Raw genomic sequence first — 21,462 nt, 5'->3', positions numbered from 1 at the left:
CCCACCTTACACTCTAATCGAGTTTTTTATGCTAGTTCTATTCACCAAACTTATTAAAAACAACGCTCTTTTCGAAAACAGCCCTTTCAAAAATAGACAGGGTTCATTAGAATAATTAACAGATCATTTCTCGAATAAGATGATCTGCTTTTCTTATGTCTAAATAGTACTATAGTTTTAAAGATATATATTTTGTTTCTAAATACTCTTCAATACCGTATTTACCACCTTCTCTACCTATACCACTCTCTTTCATTCCACCAAAAGGTGCTTGTGCAACTGATGGCAATGCATCATTTAAACCGACAATTCCATATTCTAAAGCTTCAGCTATTTTAACAGCTGTTGAAATATTTTGAGTAAATACATAGGCAGCTAATCCGTAAGGTGTATGATTTGCACGTTTAATCGCCTCATCTACTGTTTGGAATGTTGTAATTGGGGCAAGTGGTCCAAATGTTTCTTCTCTCATGCAAAGCATCTCATCGTTTACTTTTCCTATTACTACAGGATCCATAAATAATTGATTAGTAGCCCCTGCAGTCTCTGTTAATATTTCAGCACCTTTTTGTACTGCGTCCTCGATGTGCTCTTTGACTTTTTTAACTGCTGCTTCATCAATTAATGGTCCAATTGCTACATCTGGATTTAACCCATTTCCAACCTTTAAAGTTAACACAGCTGGAATCATTTTTTCTACAAACTTGTCATAAATTGATTCTTGTACAAAAACACGGTTTGTACAAATACATGTTTGTCCAGCATTACGGAACTTGGATTGAATAACAGATTCTACAGCCATATCAATATTAGCATCCTCCATTACAATAAAAGGAGCATGGCCACCCAATTCTAATGAGATCTTCTTCATTGTATCCGCACTATTTTTCATAAGTTGCTTTCCAATTTCAGTAGAGCCCGTAAAAGATACTTTTCGCACACGTTCATCCTTCATCCACGCCTCGGAGATTTCTTGTGCATTACCTGTAACTAAATTAATTGCTCCTCGATCGATACCAGCCTCATATGCTAATTCTACTAATCTAATAGCTGTTAATGGCGTTTGTTTAGCAGGTTTAATAATGGTTGTACAACCAGCTGCTAACGCAGGTGCAATTTTTCTTGTAATCATTGCAGCTGGAAAATTCCAAGGAGTAATAGCTGCTATCACTCCAACTGGCTGCTTGATAACAATAATTCTCTTACTTGGATCACTAGCAGGGATTGTATCACCATAAATTCTTTTCCCTTCTTCGGCATACCATTCTACAAAGCTGTTTGCATAGTTTATCTCACCTAGTGCTTCACTATATGGTTTCCCTTGCTCCTTAGTCATTGTTTCCGCCAATTCTTCCTTATGCTCCTCAATTAAAGCAAACCATTTTTTTAAGATCTGTGCCCGTTCATTAGCTGTTTTCTTTGACCAGACGGCCAATGCTTCAGAGGCAGCATCTACTGCCGCAGTAGCTTCCTTCTCCCCACCATTAGGTACTGAAGCAATTTTCTCATTTGTTGCAGGATTGATTACGGAGATTTCTCCATTTGCAAATACTCTTTCCCCATTAATTAACATTGCTTTCTTTTCCACCAAAATTCCTCCCCAAAAAAATCATCTTATATAATTTTAGCTAGTGAATGAAATATTCTTATACCGCAAATGATTGATAGCTACACTTTAGCTACTATGTTATTGCGAATTTTCCAAACTCTTATTGGAACTTATTCCCTTACCGTTAACATAATAATCCTATAATTTTTATGCCTATTACAATAATTCATTATACCACTAATCATTTTGCTAGCTTTTGACTATGTACATCCTAGTGAAATTCTTCATCATTATACTTATCCTATGATTACTCGTCCAAAATATTTACTAAATCCATTATTTTCATTTCCTATAGAAAATGAAAATAAGGAGCTCTCTCAAAAATGCTCAATCTCTTTTGAGAGGCTCCTTCCATTTACTTTCTACTTTAAAAAAGTTTTTAATTTTTATTCTTATTCAGTGAAACATATAAGTCAATTGGAGCGCTTAATGTGTATGAATCCTGTAGGAGCAACGAGACAAGTGGGACTTCACCATGCAACTATGGATGGTTACCGTCCGCCTCTCAGAAAGCGAGCATTCTATAGTGACATTTCACTCAGCCCATATTCACTAACTTATTCATAGGCAACAACAAAGTATCCCAAAACAGATTAGACAAATATCAGAATACCATCACTCATTGTAATGCTTTAATATGATTAATGATTTCTTCAAGAGGAACATCCTTTTCACCATGATAATACCTCGCTATTTTTCCTTCTTGATCTACTAAATAAAAATAAGTTCCATGACTAACTTGATCACTATTCGGTTCTTTTTCAACTAAGATTTTAAAACCTTCTTTTGCTATTTTTTCAATTTCTTGCTGAGAATAACCTGTAAGAAATGACCAATTAGATAGATCTTTAGAGAATTTCATACCATAATCTTTTAATTTTTTGGGAGTGTCTAAGTCTGGATCGACACTAAATGAAACAAACTTAACATCTAACTTTTCTTTTTCAGCCATTTGCTTTAATTTTGCCATATTTGATGTCATCGGTGGACAAACAGTTGAACAATTAGTAAAAATAAAATTCGCTATCCAAATTTTATTTTCCAAAGAATTTTTGGATACGGTTTCTCCATCCTGATTGGTATATGTAAAATTTGGTACCTCCCAATTCAGACGATTATCAATACCTTTTGAACACCCCATTACACTGCCTATAATTAGAATGATAAATAGAATCATTACCTTTCTCACTAACTTCAGCCCCTTTTATTCGAGTAGTTATCCCATTTAAACGTAAGCAATAACAGCTAACAGAACAAGGCTTTATTAGACAAATTCACCAAATATTTCTATAAAATTCACAAAAATGTAAATAATCATTTCGACCAATCAGATTATTTTTGTGCATTGAACCATTCCTGTTGAGCAAAATAAAGAAAAACATTTCGAATGCTATTAAGAAAAATAGTTCTAATCAGTTATACATGAGGAGGTGACTTGATAAGCCTTTTAAAAAGGAGATAACAGCTATGATGAATTTACTATACGTGGCTTTGTTAATTGCACTTACAGCATTTTTCGTTGCCTCTGAATTTGCAATTGTGAAAGTAAGAAGTACAAGAATTGATCAACTAATTGCCGAAGGACAAAATAGGGCTATTGCTGCCAAAAAAGTTATATCTGCCTTAGATGAATATTTGTCAGCCTGTCAACTTGGCATTACCTTAACTTCATTAGCACTTGGTTGGCTTGGCGAACCAACGATTGAACATTTATTAATGCCTATTTTATCTAAATTAACTCTTAACCCAGCCCTAATACAATTTATTTCATTTATTATCGCCTTTTCGCTCATTACATTTCTACACGTTGTCATCGGGGAACTTGCACCTAAAACGATTGCGATACAAAAAGCCGAAACCGTAACATTGTATTTCGCCAAGCCATTAATATGGTTTTATAAAATACTATATCCCTTCATTTGGCTACTAAATACTTCAGCAGCATTTGTTATAGGTATATTTGGTCTAAAGCCGGCATCTGAACACGAAATGGCTCACTCCGAGGAAGAATTACGAATTATTCTTTCAGAAAGCTTAAAAAGTGGTGAAATAAATCCATCTGAATATAAATATGTAAATAAAATTTTTGAATTTGATGAGCGAATAGCCAAAGAAATCATGGTACCAAGGACTGAAATGATTACTGTAAATAAAGAATCCACTTTACATGATGTAATGAAAATTGTCTTAAAACAAAGATATACAAGATACCCTGTGCTCGATGGTGATAAGGATAATATTATTGGATTGATCAATATGAAAGAAGTATTATCTAGTGTTATTATGAAAAATAAACGAATGGAAGAAACGATTGACGCCTATATTCATCCAGCTATAACTGTCATTGAAACCATACCTATTAATGAACTATTAATAACTTTACAAAAAAATCACTCTCATATGGCAATCTTATTTGATGAATATGGTGGAACTGCTGGGTTGGTTACTATTGAAGATATACTCGAAGAAATCGTCGGAGATATTCGAGATGAATTTGATCAAGATGAACTCCCAGATATTCGAAAAGTAAATGAAAATCATTATATTTTTGATGCAAAGGTTTTAATTGGGGATGTAAATGATTTATTAGGTATCGATTTATTAGAAGATGAAGTGGATACTATTGGTGGTTGGATGTTAACACAAAAATATGATCTTAAAAAAGGGGATGAAATTATAGAAGATGACTTTTTATTTCGAGTAAAAGAAATTGATGGACAACACATCTTATTTATTGAAGCATTAAAAATACATTCAAATGAGAATAGCCCCTCAGACAATGAAGAAGGGGCTATCTGAAAAGTGATGATTTATCACTTTTCAGATGCCCCTACTTTTATGTTGTCTAAGTGTCCAATTCTTTTTTGGACACCTTCTTCTTTTTATCATTCAGATTGTTTTATAGAGACTGGTGTATGACAAGCCTTTGATGAGCAATTTTTCTGTAAAGAACATGCCGCACATTTACCTGCTTTAGATTTTTTAATACTTTTCCACAGTGTATATCCAGCATAGCCAAAAATAGCACCACCAATTAGGATATTTAGAACCATTGCCATCTATATCACCTCATCATCCTATGAATAATCGTCCAACGCCATAAATGACTAACGCAACAATATAAGCTACAACAAAAGGATATAATGTTGCAAATAATGTCCATTTTGTTGACTGCGTCTCACGTTTTATTGCTCCCACAGTTGCTAAACATGGCATGTATAATAATACAAATGCCATAAACGTATAAGCTGATAACGGAGTGAAGGTACTAGACATTGTTACTGGTAAAGCCGTTTCACTTACACCATAGATAATAGCCATTGTTGACACAACAACTTCTTTTGCCAAAAATCCTGAAATCAGTGAAGCACCAGCTTCCCATGTTCCAAAACCAAGTGGAGCAAACAAAGTTCCTATTCCTCCACCAATAACCGCTAAAAAGCTATCATTAATATCTGGATTTAGCCCATTTGGTCCTACATATGATAGTCCCCATATAATAACCGAACCAGCAAAAATAATAGTTCCAGCTTTTCTTAAAAATCCTTTTCCTTTTTCCCAAGTCGAACGCCATAATGTTTTTAATTGTGGTACATGGTAAGCAGGTAATTCCACAAAAAAGACTGACTTTTCATTTTTTAATAAGGTTAATGATAAAATTTTTGTCACAATAAGTGCCATAATAATTCCTAGTACATATAAAGAGAATACTACTAACGATTGGTTTGACGCAAAGAATACACCTGCAAATAATGCATAAACCGGTAATCTGGCTGCGCAACTCATAAAAGGAGCAACCAAAATAGTTAATAAACGTTCTTTAGGCTGTTCAATAGTTCTCGCCGCCATTACTCCAGGTACATTACAACCAAAGCTAATAATCATGGGGATAAAAGCTTTTCCGTTCAATCCAAAAAACTCCATCAATCTATCCATTACAACTGCAATCCTCGCCATATAACCAGAATCCTCTAATAAAGAAATAAAAAAGAATAGAACAAAGATCTGCGGTATAAAGACAAGTACTCCACCGACGCCAGCAATAATTCCGTCACATATTAAATCAATAATTGCTTGTGAAGCACCGATAGCTACTAGACTCTGATGAACAACATCAGTAAATGGTCCACCTAGAAAACCATCTAGTAGGTCAGATAAAGGAGCACCTATCCAAGAAAATGTTGCTTGGAACATTAAGAACATTAAAGCCAAGAATATCGGAAATCCTAATATAGGATGCGTTAAGATTTTGTCTACTTGTTCTGTCCATTGTGGAGCTGAGTAATCAATTTCTAAAATTTGTTCTTGAAGATCCTCAATATAATTTCTTCTCTCTTCATAAAATACCTTGTTTAAAGTAGAGTCTAATTCTCTTTCGAGTGAATTCCTCGCAGCTTTCATTTCTCCATAGTATAATTCATTCTTAAAGAAATCCTCTACAGCTTCATTACCACTTAAAAACTGAATACTAATCCATCTTTTCTGACTAGCTTCAACATTGTTCATCAAAGCTTCAATCTGAGCAATCCCTTTTTCTAAAGAATCACTGTATGTCAAACTAAAAGCAGGAGAAGAATCATTCGATACATCTTTCAAAGCCATGTATACCCCATCCAACCCTTTACCTGTACGAGCAATGATTGGAGTAACTGGTACACCTAACGCTTCTACAAATTTATCTTGATCGATGATGATACCTTTTTTCTTAGCTACATCAATCATATTCAAACAAATAATAACCGGCTTACCTAGTTCTAAAAGCTGAACGGTCAAGTGCATATTTCTTTCAAAATTTGATGCATCTACTATATTTAAAATACCTTCAACTTGTTCTTCTAATAGAAAAGTAGAAACAACACTTTCATCCTTTGAAATTGGATTTAAATCGTAAATACCAGGTAAATCAATAATATCTTTATTTAATTTATTTACATGTCCTACCTTCTTTTCAACTGTAACCCCGCTCCAGTTCCCCACATATTCATAGGAATTGGTAAGCTTATTAAATAAAGATGTTTTACCTGTATTCGGATTGCCAATTAAAGCTATTCTATTCATGTCTATTCTACCTCGATGTTCATTAAATCTTTTTTCCTAAGACCTACCTGCTGACCTCTACATTCTAAAATGCACGCCCCTGAAAACAAGCCTTTTTGTTTAATGCACACTTGACATCCTTCACGAATACCAAAAGAGCATAGACGTTTTTGTAATAATGAATCTACTTTCGTAATATTCGTCACTTTAACTAGTTTCCCTGATTCAACTTTACTAAGTTTCATAGTTGTAAGCCTTCTTTCCGCCCATTGATAATGATTATCACTGTAGATAAATCGTAACATTTTTTACAATGTCAAGCAATATGCTTAACTAAAAAAACATAGTGAAAAACCTATGTTTCACAAAATGTTCAATCACTCTTATCGAAAATTTTTAATAGAATGATTGAACATTTATTTCGTAAAATTATTCAAAAAACCTTACTTTCAATTTATAATTCCTCAGTTTTGGTTTATGGAATTTTGACGTATAATATGACTAAGGGAGTTGAAATCATTGAAACCAGAACAAGAATCAATTTTTCAAAAAGAACTAGATGAAGAAACATTATTTTTAGTTACACAAACATTTAAAGCGTTATCTGACCCAACCAGATTACGAATTTTATATCTACTATTTCAAGGTGAATGTTCAGTTAACGAAATCGCTGAAAAATTATCACTCGTTCAATCCACTGTTTCACATCAATTACGCTTTTTAAAAAACCTAAGACTTGTTAAATTCCGTCGTGAAGGTACAACATTGTTCTATTCATATGACGATGACCATGTAATGAGCATCATTGCCCAAACGGTAGACCACGCGAACCATCATTAAAAGCAATTCTGGTTATTGTTTGGGCAATAAGCCCCTTCTCTTTCGATTTGTACAGTACTATGCTCTATATGGAATGAAATTTTCAGCAGATTCTGCGTTTGCTTAAGTACTTCATCATGGACTGCATCTTGATTTATTGTCATATGACATGTCAGCATGATCATATCCGATGTAATAGACCATATATGCAAGTCATGTACAGAAACTACGTTAGGAATTTGAATTATTTTCTCTTTTACCTCTTCAATATCAATCGAAAATGGTGTTCCTTCCATTAAAATGTGGTATGCATCTTTCAATACGCGTATACCACTAATAATGATGAGGATTGCAACAATAATACTCGCTATTGGATCTGCAATATTCCAATCAAAGAAATAAATAAGTATGGCAGCCGCTATAGCACCAACTGAACCCAACATATCTCCTAGTACATGTAAAAAGGCACTTTTGATATTTAAGTTTTCTTCCTTATTCCCTTTCATTAAGATCCATGCTGCTGCAATATTTACTAATAAACCAATAATTGAAATAGTTAACATTCCTAAGCTTTGAATTTCTGGAGGTTGATTAAATCTTTGAAAAGCCTCATAAAAGATATAAAGAGATATTAGTATTAAGGTAATTCCATTAAGTGCAGCAGCAATGATCTCAAAACGACGATATCCGTATGTTTTTTCCCTAGTTGCTTTTTTTGTGCCTAATATAAGCGCAAATAAACTTAATCCTAAAGCTGCCGAATCACTTAACATATGTCCAGCATCTGATAATAATGCTAAACTATTTGTTACTATGCCTCCTATAATTTCAACAACCATAAATAAAGTAATTAATAATAATGCCCCAAATAGAGCTTTTTTATTTGCTGAATGACTATGATTATGGCTATGTCCATGGTAACTATGACTTTTACCCATTATTATCTACCTCCTGATATATGTATATATGTACATATATTATCACTTTAAATTTTAATAAGTTCAAGTATTATTTCATATTGTGTAATAAAATTTCGTACATTATACAGATTCACAACGTAGGCTCCTTACAAGAAAAGAACATCGGCAAAATCGCCACCTCCTGTGGCAACGCCAACGTGACCTTCCTTCTAGGCCTCCACTCAGCATAAGGCAAGCTAGCTAGAAGGTTGCTCTTTCATCTTTTGGACGGATTAGCTTAGACCCCTCGAAGGGCTAGACTTCAACATTTCCAAAAACAAACAATCACAGGTCAAATAAAATAAAAAAAGGGTGTACCGCACGCCTAGCATGTGATTACCCTCTTTTATCCCCTGAATATCTTTACATTATGCCTAATAGTGTCATTTTAAAATTCACACGTTTATTATGGTGTATCGTTAGACTCCACGATTAGGAATCACTTTACTTAAATGCCATCGTCGCATGTACCGCTTTCTTCCAACCATCGTACAATGAGTTCATTTGCTCTTCCGTCATAGTAGGTTCAAATGATCGATCCACTTTCCATTGGGTAGCAATTTCCTCTTGATTACTCCAATATCCTACTGCAAGTCCAGCTAAATATGCAGCACCTAGTGCAGTTGTTTCATTCACAACAGGACGTTCTACAGTCACTCCTAAAATATCACTTTGGAATTCCATTAAGAAATTATTTTTAACAGCCCCACCATCTACTCTAAGGCGCTTAAGTTCAATGTCTGAATCCAGTTCCATTGCCGTTAAAACGTCTTTTGTTTGATATGCTAATGATTCTAATGTCGCACGAACAAAATGTTCTTTCGTTGTACCACGAGTTAAACCAAATACAGAACCACGTACATCAGAATCCCAATATGGTGTTCCTAATCCTACAAACGCAGGTACTACGTAGACACCATCTGTCGATTCAACTCTAGCCGCATATACTTCTGACTCTGCTGCATCACTAAACATTCTTAAACCATCTCGTAACCATTGAATAGCAGAACCAGCAACAAATATAGATCCTTCGAGTGCATATGTAACTTGTCCATCTATTCCCCAAGCTAATGTCGTTAACAAACCAAATTTAGATTTAACCGCTTTTGAACCAGTATTCATCAACATGAAACAACCTGTTCCATATGTGTTTTTCGCCATTCCTTCTTTAAAGCAGCCTTGACCAAATAACGCTGCTTGTTGGTCTCCTGCTGCTCCAGCAATAGGAACCTCATATCCAAAGAAATGATAAGGTGTAGTCATTGCATAAACTTCAGAAGAAGGACGAACCTCTGGTAGCATGCATACCGGTACATCTAAAAGTTCTAAAAGCTCTTCGTCCCACTTAAGATCATATATGTTAAACATTAATGTACGTGAAGCATTCGAATAATCTGTAACGTGAGCTTTCCCTCCAGATAACTTCCAAATTAACCAAGTATCAATTGTTCCAAATAACAGCTCGCCTTTTTCGGCTTTTTCACGCGCTCCTTCAACATGATCTAAAATCCATTTTACTTTTGTACCAGAGAAATAAGCATCAATTAGTAACCCTGTTTTATCTCGGAATAGTGCCTCATATCCTTTTGATTTTAATTCTTCACAAATTTCAGCAGTTTGACGAGATTGCCAAACAATAGCATTATAAATTGGAATTCCTGTATTCTTATCCCATACGACTGTCGTTTCACGTTGATTAGTAATTCCAATGCCAGCAATTTGTTCTGGTTTAACATCATTTTCAGATAACACCATCGCTATTACTGCTAATATAGATCCCCATATTTCATTTGCATTATGCTCTACCCAACCTGGCTGAGGAAATATTTGCGTAAACTCTTTTTGGGCTACATAAGCAACTTCACCTTTTTGATTAAATAAGATAGCACGTGAGCTAGTTGTTCCTTGGTCTAAAGATAAAATGAATTTTTCCATAATCTTCTCCTTACAATGTCATTAAAATGATACATTCTCTAATTTTTGTACACCTTTACTTTTCATTGTTTTGATTAGAAAAATCAACATGTCAACCCTTTCAATCTATTAAGCTGCTTTCTTCAAAGTTGTTGTTTCATGTTCAACCGCAACGGTATTTCCACCTGTAACAAACGCACCAATTATAACAAGAGCTACAGCTACTAATGAAATCCAGAGAGCTGGAGTAATATTTCCTAAAAATGCTGCCTGATGAACGGACGAACCCAATACACCACCGATAATTGGTCCAACTACTGGTATCCAAGAATAACCCCAATTTGATCGTCCTTTTCCTGGAATGGGAAGAAGTGCATGCATAATTCTTGGTCCTAAATCACGAGCAGGATTTAGAGCATAACCGGTTGCAGATCCTAAAGATAGTCCAAGCGCAACAATTAGGAACCCTATTAATAATGGATTTAATCCATCTGCTATATTATTTGTACCAATTGCAGCAATACAAAAAACAAGCATAAAAGTACCAACAATCTCACTTAACATATTTGAAAATGTATGAGGTATAGCTGGTCCAGTTGAAAACACGCCCAATTTTGTTCCAGTATCTTTCGTTGCACCCCAATGAGGTAAATAAGCCAAGTATACAATAGCTGCTCCTAGCATTGCTCCGATGAATTGGGCAATAATATAAGAAGGAACATCTCCCCACGCAAATTGTCCTGTTGAAGCTAATCCAATCGTTACAGCTGGGTTCAAATGCGCACCAGAAATATTACCCACTGCATATATACCAAATGCAACCGCAAATCCCCAACCAAAGGCAATATTTATCCAGCCTGCTCCTTTAGCAAAAGCCTTATGCAAATTCATGGCAGCACATACTCCTCCACCAAAAACAATAAGTATTGCTGTACCAACAATTTCTGCCCAAAATGGTGTCATTCTTGTACATCCTTCCTTCTATGTATTTTTAACGTCTCATTTCTTTGCTATTCTATTTGATTAATTTCCTATATAAAAATGCTTATTCTCACCCCCTTAAATGAATTTTCAAATGATGTAAGCGTTATCATTTTGTTATATTCTAATAAACCATCAAAAGTGATAAATAAAGAGTCATAAACTTATCAAGTTCATTATTTAGAAGTAGGCTTTTCCAACCATAATTCTTGTTTACTTGTCGTTACAGCAGTTGCTCCTGCAACAATGGCTGATCGAACTTCCTCCCTTGTCTCAATTAGACCGCCCGTTAATACTTCCTTATTCGCTCTCATTCGAATAGATTCAATGGCTTTTGGAATCACACCTGGTAATATTTCTATAAAATCTGGATCTGTTTTTTGAAAGAGTTTAATATTTTTTTCTATAGAACTACCATCAATTAAAAAAATTCGTTGAATCGAAATAACACCTTTTTGCTTTGCTTTCATAATGACATTTGATTTTGTAGATATGATTCCGTAAGGCTTGAATTCTTGGCAAATAAATTCTGTTCCGTATTCGTCTGCCTTTATTCCATTCACTTTATCAACATGTAAAATCATCTTTTTTTCATGCTGTCGAGCTACTTCATACAAGCTCTTCATTTGAGCAATATGGAAATCCATAAAAATGCCTACTTGATAATTGCTTTGTAAAAATTGATTAAATTCTTTTATGTTTCGAATGGCTGGTATAATCGTTTGATTTTTTATCGTATCCACCTGAATGGATCCTCCTTATCTATGAAAAGCTACTACACAAACAACATTAACTTTAATATCACTTTATCATTATATCTAAATAACATTATAAAAAATAACAAATATTTTTTATTATGATATATTTTAAAAAAAGCTCTGTTAATAAGTAAAGTATAGATGAAGTAAGAAAATACTAACTGCCATCTCTAAAATTATCTTAAGATTGCCATTTCACTATTTGAATGAAAACAACAATTAACGCGCATTATAAAACCAAAATTCATCTTTTCAATCAAACTACAAAATATCTCAATATAACAATTCCCTATGAATTCATCTTTAGCATAGGCTGTTTTCTAAAAGATTGTTGTTTTTAATTAAGTGCAGTGAATAAAAATCGGGAGCAGCGGGACAAAACGAGACTCCACAGGCACTATGTACCGAGGAGACTCACCACTCTCCCCGCAGAAAGCGAGCATCCTAGAATGACTCATTCAACTCAGCCTATATTCACTACTGCCTTAGCCAATATTGTTTAGCTAGACAGATAAAGTTTCTGATTGTTTTTCATATGCTTCAGCCATTACTTGAATAGGATGCTTTACTGTTCTCGTTGTTAATTGGTCCAATTGATTTTTACACATACCACACTCAGTAACAGTATAATCTGCTTCAACATCATGAATAGATTGAGCCATCTTATCACCAATTGCCATGGATGTTTCAAACTTTTCCTTTTTAAAACCAAACGTGCCACATTGTCCGCAGCAGCCAGCTGCAACATCCTGTATTTCATAATCAGGAATAAGTTCAAGAATATCCATAGCCGGACTTCCTATTCCTTGTGCTTTCATATGACATGGTGCAAAATATCCTGCTTTTTCTTCCATTTTGGCTAGATTCATATTTAAACGACCTTCTGATTTCAAAACTCGTAAATATTCATTTGCATCATACACATGCTTTGACAGTTCCTCCGCACCTTCTGATTTCAAAAAAGAAATATACTCTTTTTTCAAAGCTAATGTACAGCTTGTACATGTTACGACAACATCATAGCCTCTTCTTGTATAATCTAATAGAGATTCCACATTAAACATTGCATTTTTTAAAGCTTGTTTCATTTGACCATTTGTCAACATCGGAATGCCACAGCATTTTTGCTTTGGTGTAACAACCTCAATATTGTTATATTTCATTACCTTAACAAAAGCATCACCTACCTCAGGAGCATTATAATTGGCATAACATCCAACAAAATAGGCTACCTTTCTTTCTGTTTTAGCTTCAGTAAGTTTATGTTTTCTAGTAAAACTCCTAAATTTATAATCTGGAAACTGTCTTTCCGCTGGAATTGACATCGTCCACTCCATTACTTTTCGAACGGGTTTTATCTTCATACTAAGATTCGTAATTGGCGCAAATGTGGAAGCCATCTTACCAACAAGCTCAGCATTACTTAATACTAAATCTCTAAATTTTGTACCAGCAACATCAGCATGTAATGCTTTTGCATAGGCTGTTAAAGTAGAAACATGTACATTTTCAGGACAAGCCATATCACAATTCCCACACAATGTACAAAGCTCAATTCGCGAATCACTGATTGGTTCTTGATTCACCATTAAACGTTGTAACTCTGGACCTAAATGCTTTGGTCCACCAAATTCTAATGAGACATTAGATATTGGACAGTTAACCGTACATGCATTACATTTTAAACATTGATCAAAAGACGTTTCTAATTGACTGTACATACAATTTGTTCCTCCCCAACAAAATCACGAATGGAAAGAATAGAGAAATAGCTAGATACAATGGAATAAATTCCTCCGACAATTCCATTATTCGTAACCCTAATTCCTTGACTGCCTCCAACAGCGATAGCATTAGCTGGCATATCTTTATACTCCCCAAATTCATTTACAGGAAGAGCTAAAGCGCTTTCTTTATAACCATTAGTTGTAACAACTAATCCGCCGCCTAAAACACCGCCAGTTGCTATTACATAATGACTTGCTTGAATCTGATTTTTGGCATTGACATTTTGTACTTCTAAAGAATTTATCAAATTGTTTGATACTGTGCATCCTACTACTTTTGTATCTGCATAAAATCGAACTCCTAATTTGACGGCTTCTTTTCTCAATTTTTCATAGAGTCTTATCGCTGCTGCATTAGGAGGAAGTCCTGGTGCTTCAGATACTATTGTTTTAAGTTCATTTTGAAAATGATTTTTCACATCTTTCCATAAATCAATTCCTAAACAAGATGGAAATATCATGAAGTCTGCATTCGCCATATTTTTTTCTATAAGAGTGTTTTTAATTTGATTAATGACGTGTTGTCTTACATCTTTTTGTTCTAGTGTTCTTGCTACATCAATTTGAGTCATCGTACGCAATGTGTTTTTTCCTAATGAAACAGAAATGGCATTAATCTTTAAATCAGGACGATACTTCTGTAAATTTCCTTTAAGATAGGAAGGCTGGAAATCCATCAACTCTTTAAATCCTACAACTATTGCTCTCCCTTTCATTGGAACAGGTCTAATCGTATCAGGATATAATGCCGTCGTTTTCACATGCCCTGAGGCAGTTGCAATTTCAACGGGATGTGTTACTTTACCTAAATAATCACAATCTAGACGTCTAACCAACGTTTTAAACTTTTCGATTCCATTAATGCTATGCGTTTTAAAATTGGTGTTAAGCCCATGAAAAGTTGAGAACGAATCAAAATCCGCATCAGTGCCTGGTATTAAATCAAAAACACCTGTTGACTGAAGAATTTTTCCTAAACCATTGGAGACAACAGCAACTCGTTTGCCTTCTTCCCTAGCCCAAATAGCTGAAAGTAATCCTGATAATCCTTGACCTACTATGACTACATCATACATAGCTTTGATTCTCCTCTCTTATTGCTAGCGATACTTTATAAATGGATTCCATTAATTGAATTTGCTTTGCTGTTTCATGAGTTGCTACTACACCCATTCCTTTTTGGCGCTCTTTCAAACCATCCATCAATGCCCATTCAGCTTCTTTAGAAGTAGCTAATCCTTTTTCTACAGCAATAGCTGCCGCCCGATGATTACAAAATGTCCCTTGGCAAGGTCCCATTCCTAAACGAGTTCTTCGACGAAGATCATTTAAATTAAAATGTTTCCCTTGTTTCATATTCGCCTCAAGCTCTGCCCAAGTTACTTGCTCACATTCACAAATTACAGCCTTAGAAGTTGGATCCTTTTTTATCGCTTCTTCCATTTTTGCAGCTCTGTTCCCTGCCCAATGAAATAGCTTATTTTTCGTTGCAGGAGCCATATTCACTTCTTTAAAAAATTCCTTTGCCTCACGGTGTGAGACAATCCTTTCATGCGTAGTACAGCTTTCATTAACATTAAGCTTTTCACAAACGAGATCAACCGTTTTTTCTGCCATATAACGGAAGGTCGTTAGCTTACCTCCTGTTATCGTAATAAAGCCATCAAGTCCATCCCGTTTCTTATGGTCCAATAATCCAATTCCACGTGTTACATTTCTACCTGTAGAATCCTCAGACTCTCCTTCTTGATACAGAGGTCTACTTCCGCTAAATGCACGAATCATTCGCATCTCTTTTATCTTTGGTATTAATGCTTCACCTTCATTAAGCATTCCTAGTAATTCTTCCCTATTTAAAGAAAAATCGTTAGGATCATCAACATTAACACCTGTCGTACCAAAAATGGTTACATTATGTGCCGGAACAAAAATATCTGCATCTCCTGGTACACGTAATCGATTAATAACACGCTTATTAAAGCGTTGATTAAAGATTGTTAACATTCCTTTATTATTTATTAAATTCATAGGTACACCAGCTAGCTTAGATACTCTTGCACCCCAAGGACCTGCAGCGTTCACAACCAATTTACAATGTATCGTTTTTTCCTCTCCAGTGTAAGTATCACGAACAACAACTCCCGTGACAGCAGCTTGATTTGTATTTATAGCCACTACTTCGTGATATGTAAGAGCTTTAGCTCCATGTGCTACAGCATCAGCAACTACATCGATTACTAATGTAAAAACATCTACCGCTCCATCTGGAACATAATAAGCCGTTTGTATGTTTTTATTTAAAAAAGGTTCTTGTTTTAATGCCATTTCAACTGGAATCTCTTCTATCGGTATTCCAATTTTGTTACAGGCATTTACCCATCTACCTACAAAGGAGTCTTCATCTTCAGGAACTTTTACAAAAAGCCCCCCGACTTCTTCAACAGAACCAGGAACTGTCTTTTTTATAATTAAATTCTCTGTATAAGATTCAATTGCTGCTTCTTCATCTTTAACAGCATAACGAGCACCAGAATGGAGTAACCCGTGATTTCGTGATGACGTTCCAAAACCTAAATCCTTTTGTTCTACTAATATAGCAGGAATTCCCCGCAATGCTAAATCTCGTAAAACACCTGCTCCAGTAACCCCTCCACCTATTACTACTACATCTGTTTGATAAATATTTGTCATGATGATGCCCCCAAAGTCTCTTACTTCTTCAGTATTCTTTACATCGAGTAAAGTCGACCAATTTCATCTAATAAGCATAAAAAGAAGCCATAAAAACACTTAGGAAAAGACACAGCGAATGTGCTTCCTATCTGTTTTTACAGCTTCTCCAATTCTCCTAGCCGAATATATTAATTTGTTGTATTGAGAGTAACATAACGAAATAGATATTGTAAAGAAAGCGCTTACTATATTCTGAGATTTTTTTTCACAAACGAAAGCAAATGTCACATAACGTTCAAAAACAAATTTATTCGTAATGAAGGACATTCGTTTGAATGAAAAAAATAAGACAAGCCTTTAAAGTAATCATCATTATTTACCTCAATGGTTTGCCTTATTTCGACGTATTCATTAGCATTAAACCAATTGCTTTTATTTCAACTTCAATTAGAAGATACGATGAAATCATTATTTATTACAAGAAGTCGTGGCACTACGGATTTCCTCTTCCAATTCTTCTGTATATTTTTGTCTCTCTTCCTCATCCCAATTGTATTTATCATTCATATAGTTTACTACTTGTTCCTTCCATTCGTAGACCCAATCAATATTAAATAATATCGCTCCTGTTCTACGAAGAAAGAAATCTACTGGAGTGACGACTCTTTCCGCTTGGAGAGCATAGGCTATTTTGGCAAACACTTCTAGTGTCAAATCATATTCTTCTATTTCATGGCTGTTATTTCGCAAAATATCATATACCTTAGTGATATTAGAGCCATATAATTCAACTAATCCCTTAGCCTCATTTTCTGAAAGCCCAAGTTCCTTTCCTTTACTTACATTTTGATTAATAAAGGCTAAGAAATGATCAGATCCACCAACATCTCCTCCTGAGATTGGCAAATGCTTGGTTTTACATGTATCAAAAAGCTTGTAATGCTCTTCTTTGAATTGTTTAACAACAAGATCTACTATCGTTTCAGCCATTTTCCGATAACCTGTTAATTTGCCTCCAGCAATTGTAATTAGTCCTGATTGCGAAACCCATATTTCATCCTTGCGAGAAATTTCTGAAGGATCTTTTCCTTCTTCAAGTATTAAAGGACGAACACCAGCCCAACTTGATTCAATATCTTCTTCAGTAATATGAACATCTGGAAACATAAAATCTATCGCTTTCATGATATAATCTCGGTCTTCAGTCGTCACATTGGGATGTATCGGATCACTATTATAGAAAGTATCTGTTGTTCCAACATAAGCCTTACCGTCTCTAGGAATAGCAAATACCATTCTAGCATCCTCAGTATCAAAATACACAGCTTGTTTCAGTGGAAAACGTGATTGATCGATAACGATATGAACCCCTTTTGTTAACTGTAACGTTTTTCCTTTTTTAGAACCATCCATATGACGAAGACTATCTACCCAAGGCCCAGTGGCATTGATAATTTTCTTCGCTTTAATTTGATATCTTTCATTTGTTAATAAATCTTCCACTTCCACACCGACTACCTTTGATTTGTCATAGATAAAATCGGTCACTTTTGTATAATTTAGCATATCTGCTCCGAATTCCAGCGCTTTCTTTACAACTTCAATAGTAAGTCGTGCATCATCCGTTCTATACTCAACATAATAGCCTCCACCTTTTAAACCTTTCTTTTTTAAAAGAGGCTCCTTTTGCAATACTTTGTCTTTGGTTAACATACTACGTCGCTCTTTTTTCTTAACTCCAGCTAAAAAATCATAAACTCTTAGACCGACAGATGTACTATAAGGTCCAAAAGTACCACCTTCATACATCGGTAAAAGCATCCATTCAGGTTTAGTCACATGCGGACCATTTTCATAGACAATTTCCCTTTCTTTTCCTACCTCAGCAACCATCTTTACTTCTAATTGTTTTAAGTAGCGTAAACCTCCATGAACAAGCTTCGTTGAACGACTAGAAGTACCTGCAGCAAAATCCTGCATCTCACATAGTCCAACCTTCATACCTCTAGTTGTTGCATCGAGCGCAATTCCAGCCCCTGTTATACCCCCACCAATAACAAATAAATCATATTCAGTTGTACTCATTTCATTGAGTAAATCTTTTCGTTCAAAAATTGTAACCGTCATACTTTTCTCCTCCAATAAGAAAAATCTCCCCTCGATTTTTCTCCCATTTTTTTGGATACCTTTATCCAAATACGAAAAAACTTTAACACATACAATCCTTCCATTTTTTCTATAAAAGAAGGTAGCAATAAGTAGTTATCAATATTTGGATACAGTTATTTTAGTTAGTTTCTAAAATACCATTATTCTTTCAGTAGAAAAGAAAAAGAGACCACAAGATCACTTATCAATTTAGGATAAGTGTTCTCGTGGTCTCTCCATTTCTCCAACCGAACTATTAACTTGACTTGATTATAACATAGCGTTTATTTCGATGGTAATCATTTGCTTTATTTACGGTTTAAAAACCATTGCTGCTTCCACTGCTTTTTTCCAACCATTATACAATTTCGAACGATCTTCTTCATTCATTAATGTAGCAAATTCTTTATCTAGCTGCCACTTAGCCGAAATATTATCTTGACTTTCCCAGAATCCTACTGCTATCCCAGCTAAATAAGCTGCACCTAAAGCCGTTGTTTCATTAATAATTGGTCTTTCTACTGGAACACCTAGCATATCACTTTGAAATTGCATTAAGAAATTATTCTTTACTGCCCCTCCATCGACACGTAGTGTTTTTAATGAAATGCCTGAATCTGCTTCCATTGCACTTAAAACATCCTTTGTTTGATAAGCCAATGATTCTAACGTAGCACGAATAAAATGTTCCTTCGATGTGCCACGTGTGATTCCAAATACAGCACCTCGAACATCACTATCCCAATACGGGGTGCCTAAACCAACAAATGCTGGAACTACATATACTCCGTCTGTTGATTCTACTTTCTCAGCGTATGCTTCACTATCCTTTGCATCCTTTATCATTCTCATACCATCACGAATCCATTGGATAGCTGAACCCGCAACAAAAATACTACCTTCTAATGCATATTCAACTTTACCATTAATGCCCCATGCTATGGTTGTTAATAAACCATTCTCTGATTTTACAGCCTTTTCCCCTGTATTCATTAACATAAAACAGCCAGTTCCATAAGTATTCTTCGCCATGCCATCTTCAAAGCAAGCTTGCCCGAATAATGCGGCTTGTTGATCTCCTGCTGCTCCTGCTATAGGAACCTCGTGTCCGAAGAAATGATAACTTGCAGTATGAGCATAAATCTCAGATGATGGTCTAACTTCTGGAAGCATAACAACAGGAACATTCAATATTTCTAAGAGCTCTTTATCCCATTTTAAATCATAAATATTATACATGAGTGTTCTTGAGGCATTTGAGTAATCTGTAACATGAGCCTCTCCACCCGATAGCTTCCAAATTAACCAAGTATCTATTGTTCCAAAGAGGAGTTCACCTTTTTCAGCTCTTTCTCTTGCTCCATCAACATGATCTAATATCCACTTCACTTTCGTTCCAGAAAAATAAGCGTCTATTAATAATCCAGTCTTATCTCTAAATGTATCTTCATATCCACTATCTCTTAATTCTTTACAAATATCTTGTGTTTGGCGGGATTGCCATACAATTGCATTATAAATGGGTTTCCCAGTTTCCCTATCCCATACAACAGTCGTTTCTCTCTGATTGGTAATCCCAATTCCAGCAATTTGAGAAGGTTGAATTCCAGCCTCTGTTAATGCACTAGCAATAACAGCCAAAATACTTCCCCAAATTTCATTTGCATTGTGCTCTACCCAACCTGGCTTAGGAAAGTATTGCGTAAATTCTTTTTGAGCAATGTGAACAATATCTCCGTCTTTATTGAAAATAATAGCTCTAGAGCTTGTAGTACCTTGATCTAGTGAAAGAATATACTTATCCATTATGTTTCCTCCTCAATTCAATCATCATTTCTATTTTTAGTATAACTTGGTCAAGCTGAAAACTCATTGTCTACATTTGTCGCTTTACTTCCAAACAATCCAATTAACGCAAGAATGACAATACATACTGCCATAACAATCCAATACATTGTCTCTGTTTCCCCTTGGAAGACCATTTTATAAAATACTGCTGCAAGAGCACCACCAATGATTGGCCCAATTACAGGTACCCATGCGTATTTCCAGTTTGAATCTCCTTTTCCTGCTATCGGTAAGATAAAATGAGCTATTCTTGGTCCAAGATCACGAGCTGGATTAATCGCATAGCCTGTTGTACCTCCTAGTGACATCCCTATAGCTACAATTAATAACCCTACTGCCATAGGATTTAAACCTTCTGTAAATTTATTTGCACCAATAAATAGTAAACCAAGAATTAAAACAAATGTACCAATGACTTCGCTCATCACATTAGCAAAAGTGTATGGAATTGCTGGACTTGTTGAAAACACCCCTAGTTTTGTTGCTGGATCATTCGTTGCTTTCCAATGAGGTAAATAATGTAGCCAAACAATTACACCACCAATTACGCCACCAATTAATTGAGCAAGAATATAACTCGGTACTTCACTCCATGAAAAATCTCCTATGATTGCAAGTGAAACAGTTACGGCTGGATTAAGATGAGCACCGCTAACACTTCCAACAGCAAATACAGCAAGTGTAACCCCTAAACCCCAAGCTAGAGTTGTAACAATCCATCCTCCACCATTTGAAAAGGACTTCTTTAAACTAAGACCAGCTCCAACTCCGCAACCAAAAATAATTAAGATCATTGTACCAACTATTTCTCCTACAAATGCTGACATACTAAATCCCCTTTCTTTCGATTATTTAAAAACTTGGAGACAAAAAAAGAAGATACACGCAAATAAACTATAAAAAGTTCATTTGAGTGTATCTCCATTTCT

Annotated in this window: 17 protein-coding genes; 2 read left to right on the top strand and 15 right to left on the bottom strand. The window is 35.1% G+C overall.

All coding sequences use genetic code 11. The features are described from left to right. Positions 1-169: 169 nt before the first annotated feature. Both BN349_RS00670 and BN349_RS00665 read right to left on the bottom strand, forming a co-directional pair. Entirely contained in the window at positions 170-1,573 is a 1,404-nt protein-coding gene (locus tag BN349_RS00670) for an NAD-dependent succinate-semialdehyde dehydrogenase (RefSeq protein WP_051024172.1), read from the bottom strand. Between the two features lie 655 nt (positions 1,574-2,228). Continuing rightward, on the bottom strand, positions 2,229-2,798 hold the full coding sequence (locus BN349_RS00665; RefSeq protein WP_019240335.1) for an SCO family protein: 570 nt from the start codon (positions 2,796-2,798) through the stop codon (positions 2,229-2,231). A gap of 278 nt (positions 2,799-3,076) precedes the next feature. Here BN349_RS00665 and BN349_RS00660 point away from each other — a divergent pair, with 278 nt between their 5' ends. Then, entirely contained in the window at positions 3,077-4,408 is a 1,332-nt protein-coding gene (locus tag BN349_RS00660) for a hemolysin family protein (protein ID WP_019240334.1), read from the top strand. Positions 4,409-4,494: 86 nt separating this feature from the next. Here BN349_RS00660 and BN349_RS25165 read toward each other — a convergent pair whose 3' ends face one another. The 3 genes from BN349_RS25165 to BN349_RS00645 are packed head-to-tail and all read right to left on the bottom strand — an operon-like array spanning position 4,495 to position 6,891. Then, the gene (locus BN349_RS25165) at positions 4,495-4,662 is read right to left on the bottom strand and encodes a FeoB-associated Cys-rich membrane protein (protein WP_081591144.1); all 168 of its coding nucleotides are present in this window, start codon (positions 4,660-4,662) and stop codon (positions 4,495-4,497) included. A gap of 19 nt (positions 4,663-4,681) precedes the next feature. Beyond that, positions 4,682-6,667, bottom strand: coding sequence for a ferrous iron transport protein B (gene feoB / locus BN349_RS00650; protein ID WP_019240332.1), 1,986 nt, complete (start codon positions 6,665-6,667; stop codon positions 4,682-4,684). 2 nt (positions 6,668-6,669) lie between these two features. Beyond that, the gene (locus BN349_RS00645) at positions 6,670-6,891 is read right to left on the bottom strand and encodes a FeoA family protein (protein ID WP_019240331.1); all 222 of its coding nucleotides are present in this window, start codon (positions 6,889-6,891) and stop codon (positions 6,670-6,672) included. A 274-nt stretch (positions 6,892-7,165) separates the two neighbouring features. Here BN349_RS00645 and BN349_RS00640 point away from each other — a divergent pair, with 274 nt between their 5' ends. Then, positions 7,166-7,486 carry an ArsR/SmtB family transcription factor gene (locus BN349_RS00640; RefSeq protein ID WP_019240330.1) on the top strand — a complete coding sequence of 107 codons (321 nt, stop codon included), beginning with the start codon at positions 7,166-7,168 and terminating at the stop codon, positions 7,484-7,486. On the opposite strand, the gene BN349_RS00635 is transcribed toward BN349_RS00640, so the two are convergent. The 10 genes from BN349_RS00635 to BN349_RS00590 form a co-directional block, all read right to left on the bottom strand. Continuing rightward, a complete protein-coding gene (locus tag BN349_RS00635) occupies positions 7,483-8,403 on the bottom strand; it encodes a cation diffusion facilitator family transporter (RefSeq protein WP_019240329.1) in 921 nt (306 codons plus the stop codon). The two genes, BN349_RS00640 and BN349_RS00635, sit on opposite strands and share 4 nt — an antisense overlap. A 465-nt stretch (positions 8,404-8,868) precedes the next feature. Then, positions 8,869-10,359 carry a glycerol kinase GlpK gene (glpK, locus tag BN349_RS00630; RefSeq protein ID WP_019240328.1) on the bottom strand — a complete coding sequence of 497 codons (1,491 nt, stop codon included), beginning with the start codon at positions 10,357-10,359 and terminating at the stop codon, positions 8,869-8,871. Positions 10,360-10,467: 108 nt separating this feature from the next. Next, positions 10,468-11,301, bottom strand: coding sequence for an MIP/aquaporin family protein (locus BN349_RS00625; RefSeq protein ID WP_019240327.1), 834 nt, complete (start codon positions 11,299-11,301; stop codon positions 10,468-10,470). A gap of 194 nt (positions 11,302-11,495) precedes the next feature. Further along, positions 11,496-12,062 carry a glycerol-3-phosphate responsive antiterminator gene (locus tag BN349_RS00620; protein ID WP_019240326.1) on the bottom strand — a complete coding sequence of 189 codons (567 nt, stop codon included), beginning with the start codon at positions 12,060-12,062 and terminating at the stop codon, positions 11,496-11,498. Positions 12,063-12,580: 518 nt separating this feature from the next. Further along, the gene (locus BN349_RS00615) at positions 12,581-13,798 is read right to left on the bottom strand and encodes an anaerobic glycerol-3-phosphate dehydrogenase subunit C (RefSeq protein ID WP_019240325.1); all 1,218 of its coding nucleotides are present in this window, start codon (positions 13,796-13,798) and stop codon (positions 12,581-12,583) included. Then, positions 13,783-14,940: an FAD-binding protein gene (locus tag BN349_RS22980; protein ID WP_019240324.1), complete on the bottom strand. Its 1,158-nt coding sequence runs from the start codon at positions 14,938-14,940 to the stop codon at positions 13,783-13,785. Before BN349_RS22980 ends, BN349_RS00615 begins: the two co-directional genes overlap by 16 nt. Next, positions 14,933-16,555 carry an anaerobic glycerol-3-phosphate dehydrogenase subunit GlpA gene (gene glpA / locus BN349_RS00605; protein ID WP_019240323.1) on the bottom strand — a complete coding sequence of 541 codons (1,623 nt, stop codon included), beginning with the start codon at positions 16,553-16,555 and terminating at the stop codon, positions 14,933-14,935. The genes BN349_RS22980 and glpA overlap by 8 nt, the downstream gene beginning before the upstream one ends. Before the next feature lie 450 nt (positions 16,556-17,005). Further along, positions 17,006-18,664 carry a glycerol-3-phosphate dehydrogenase/oxidase gene (locus BN349_RS00600; protein WP_019240322.1) on the bottom strand — a complete coding sequence of 553 codons (1,659 nt, stop codon included), beginning with the start codon at positions 18,662-18,664 and terminating at the stop codon, positions 17,006-17,008. 333 nt (positions 18,665-18,997) lie between these two features. Continuing rightward, positions 18,998-20,491 (bottom strand): glycerol kinase GlpK, encoded by a 1,494-nt coding sequence (glpK, locus tag BN349_RS00595; protein WP_019240321.1) that lies wholly within the window; start codon positions 20,489-20,491, stop codon positions 18,998-19,000. Positions 20,492-20,541: 50 nt separating this feature from the next. Further along, a complete protein-coding gene (locus tag BN349_RS00590; protein WP_019240320.1) occupies positions 20,542-21,360 on the bottom strand; it encodes an MIP/aquaporin family protein in 819 nt (272 codons plus the stop codon). Positions 21,361-21,462: the final 102 nt, after the last annotated feature.

This window comes from Bacillus sp. AP8 (genome assembly GCF_000321185.1).
Lineage (GTDB): Bacteria > Bacillota > Bacilli > Bacillales > DSM-1321 > Bacillus_AD > Bacillus_AD massilioanorexius.
The sequence above is the reverse complement of the archived record's forward strand: the minus strand, read 5'-3'. Positions and strand labels throughout refer to the sequence as shown.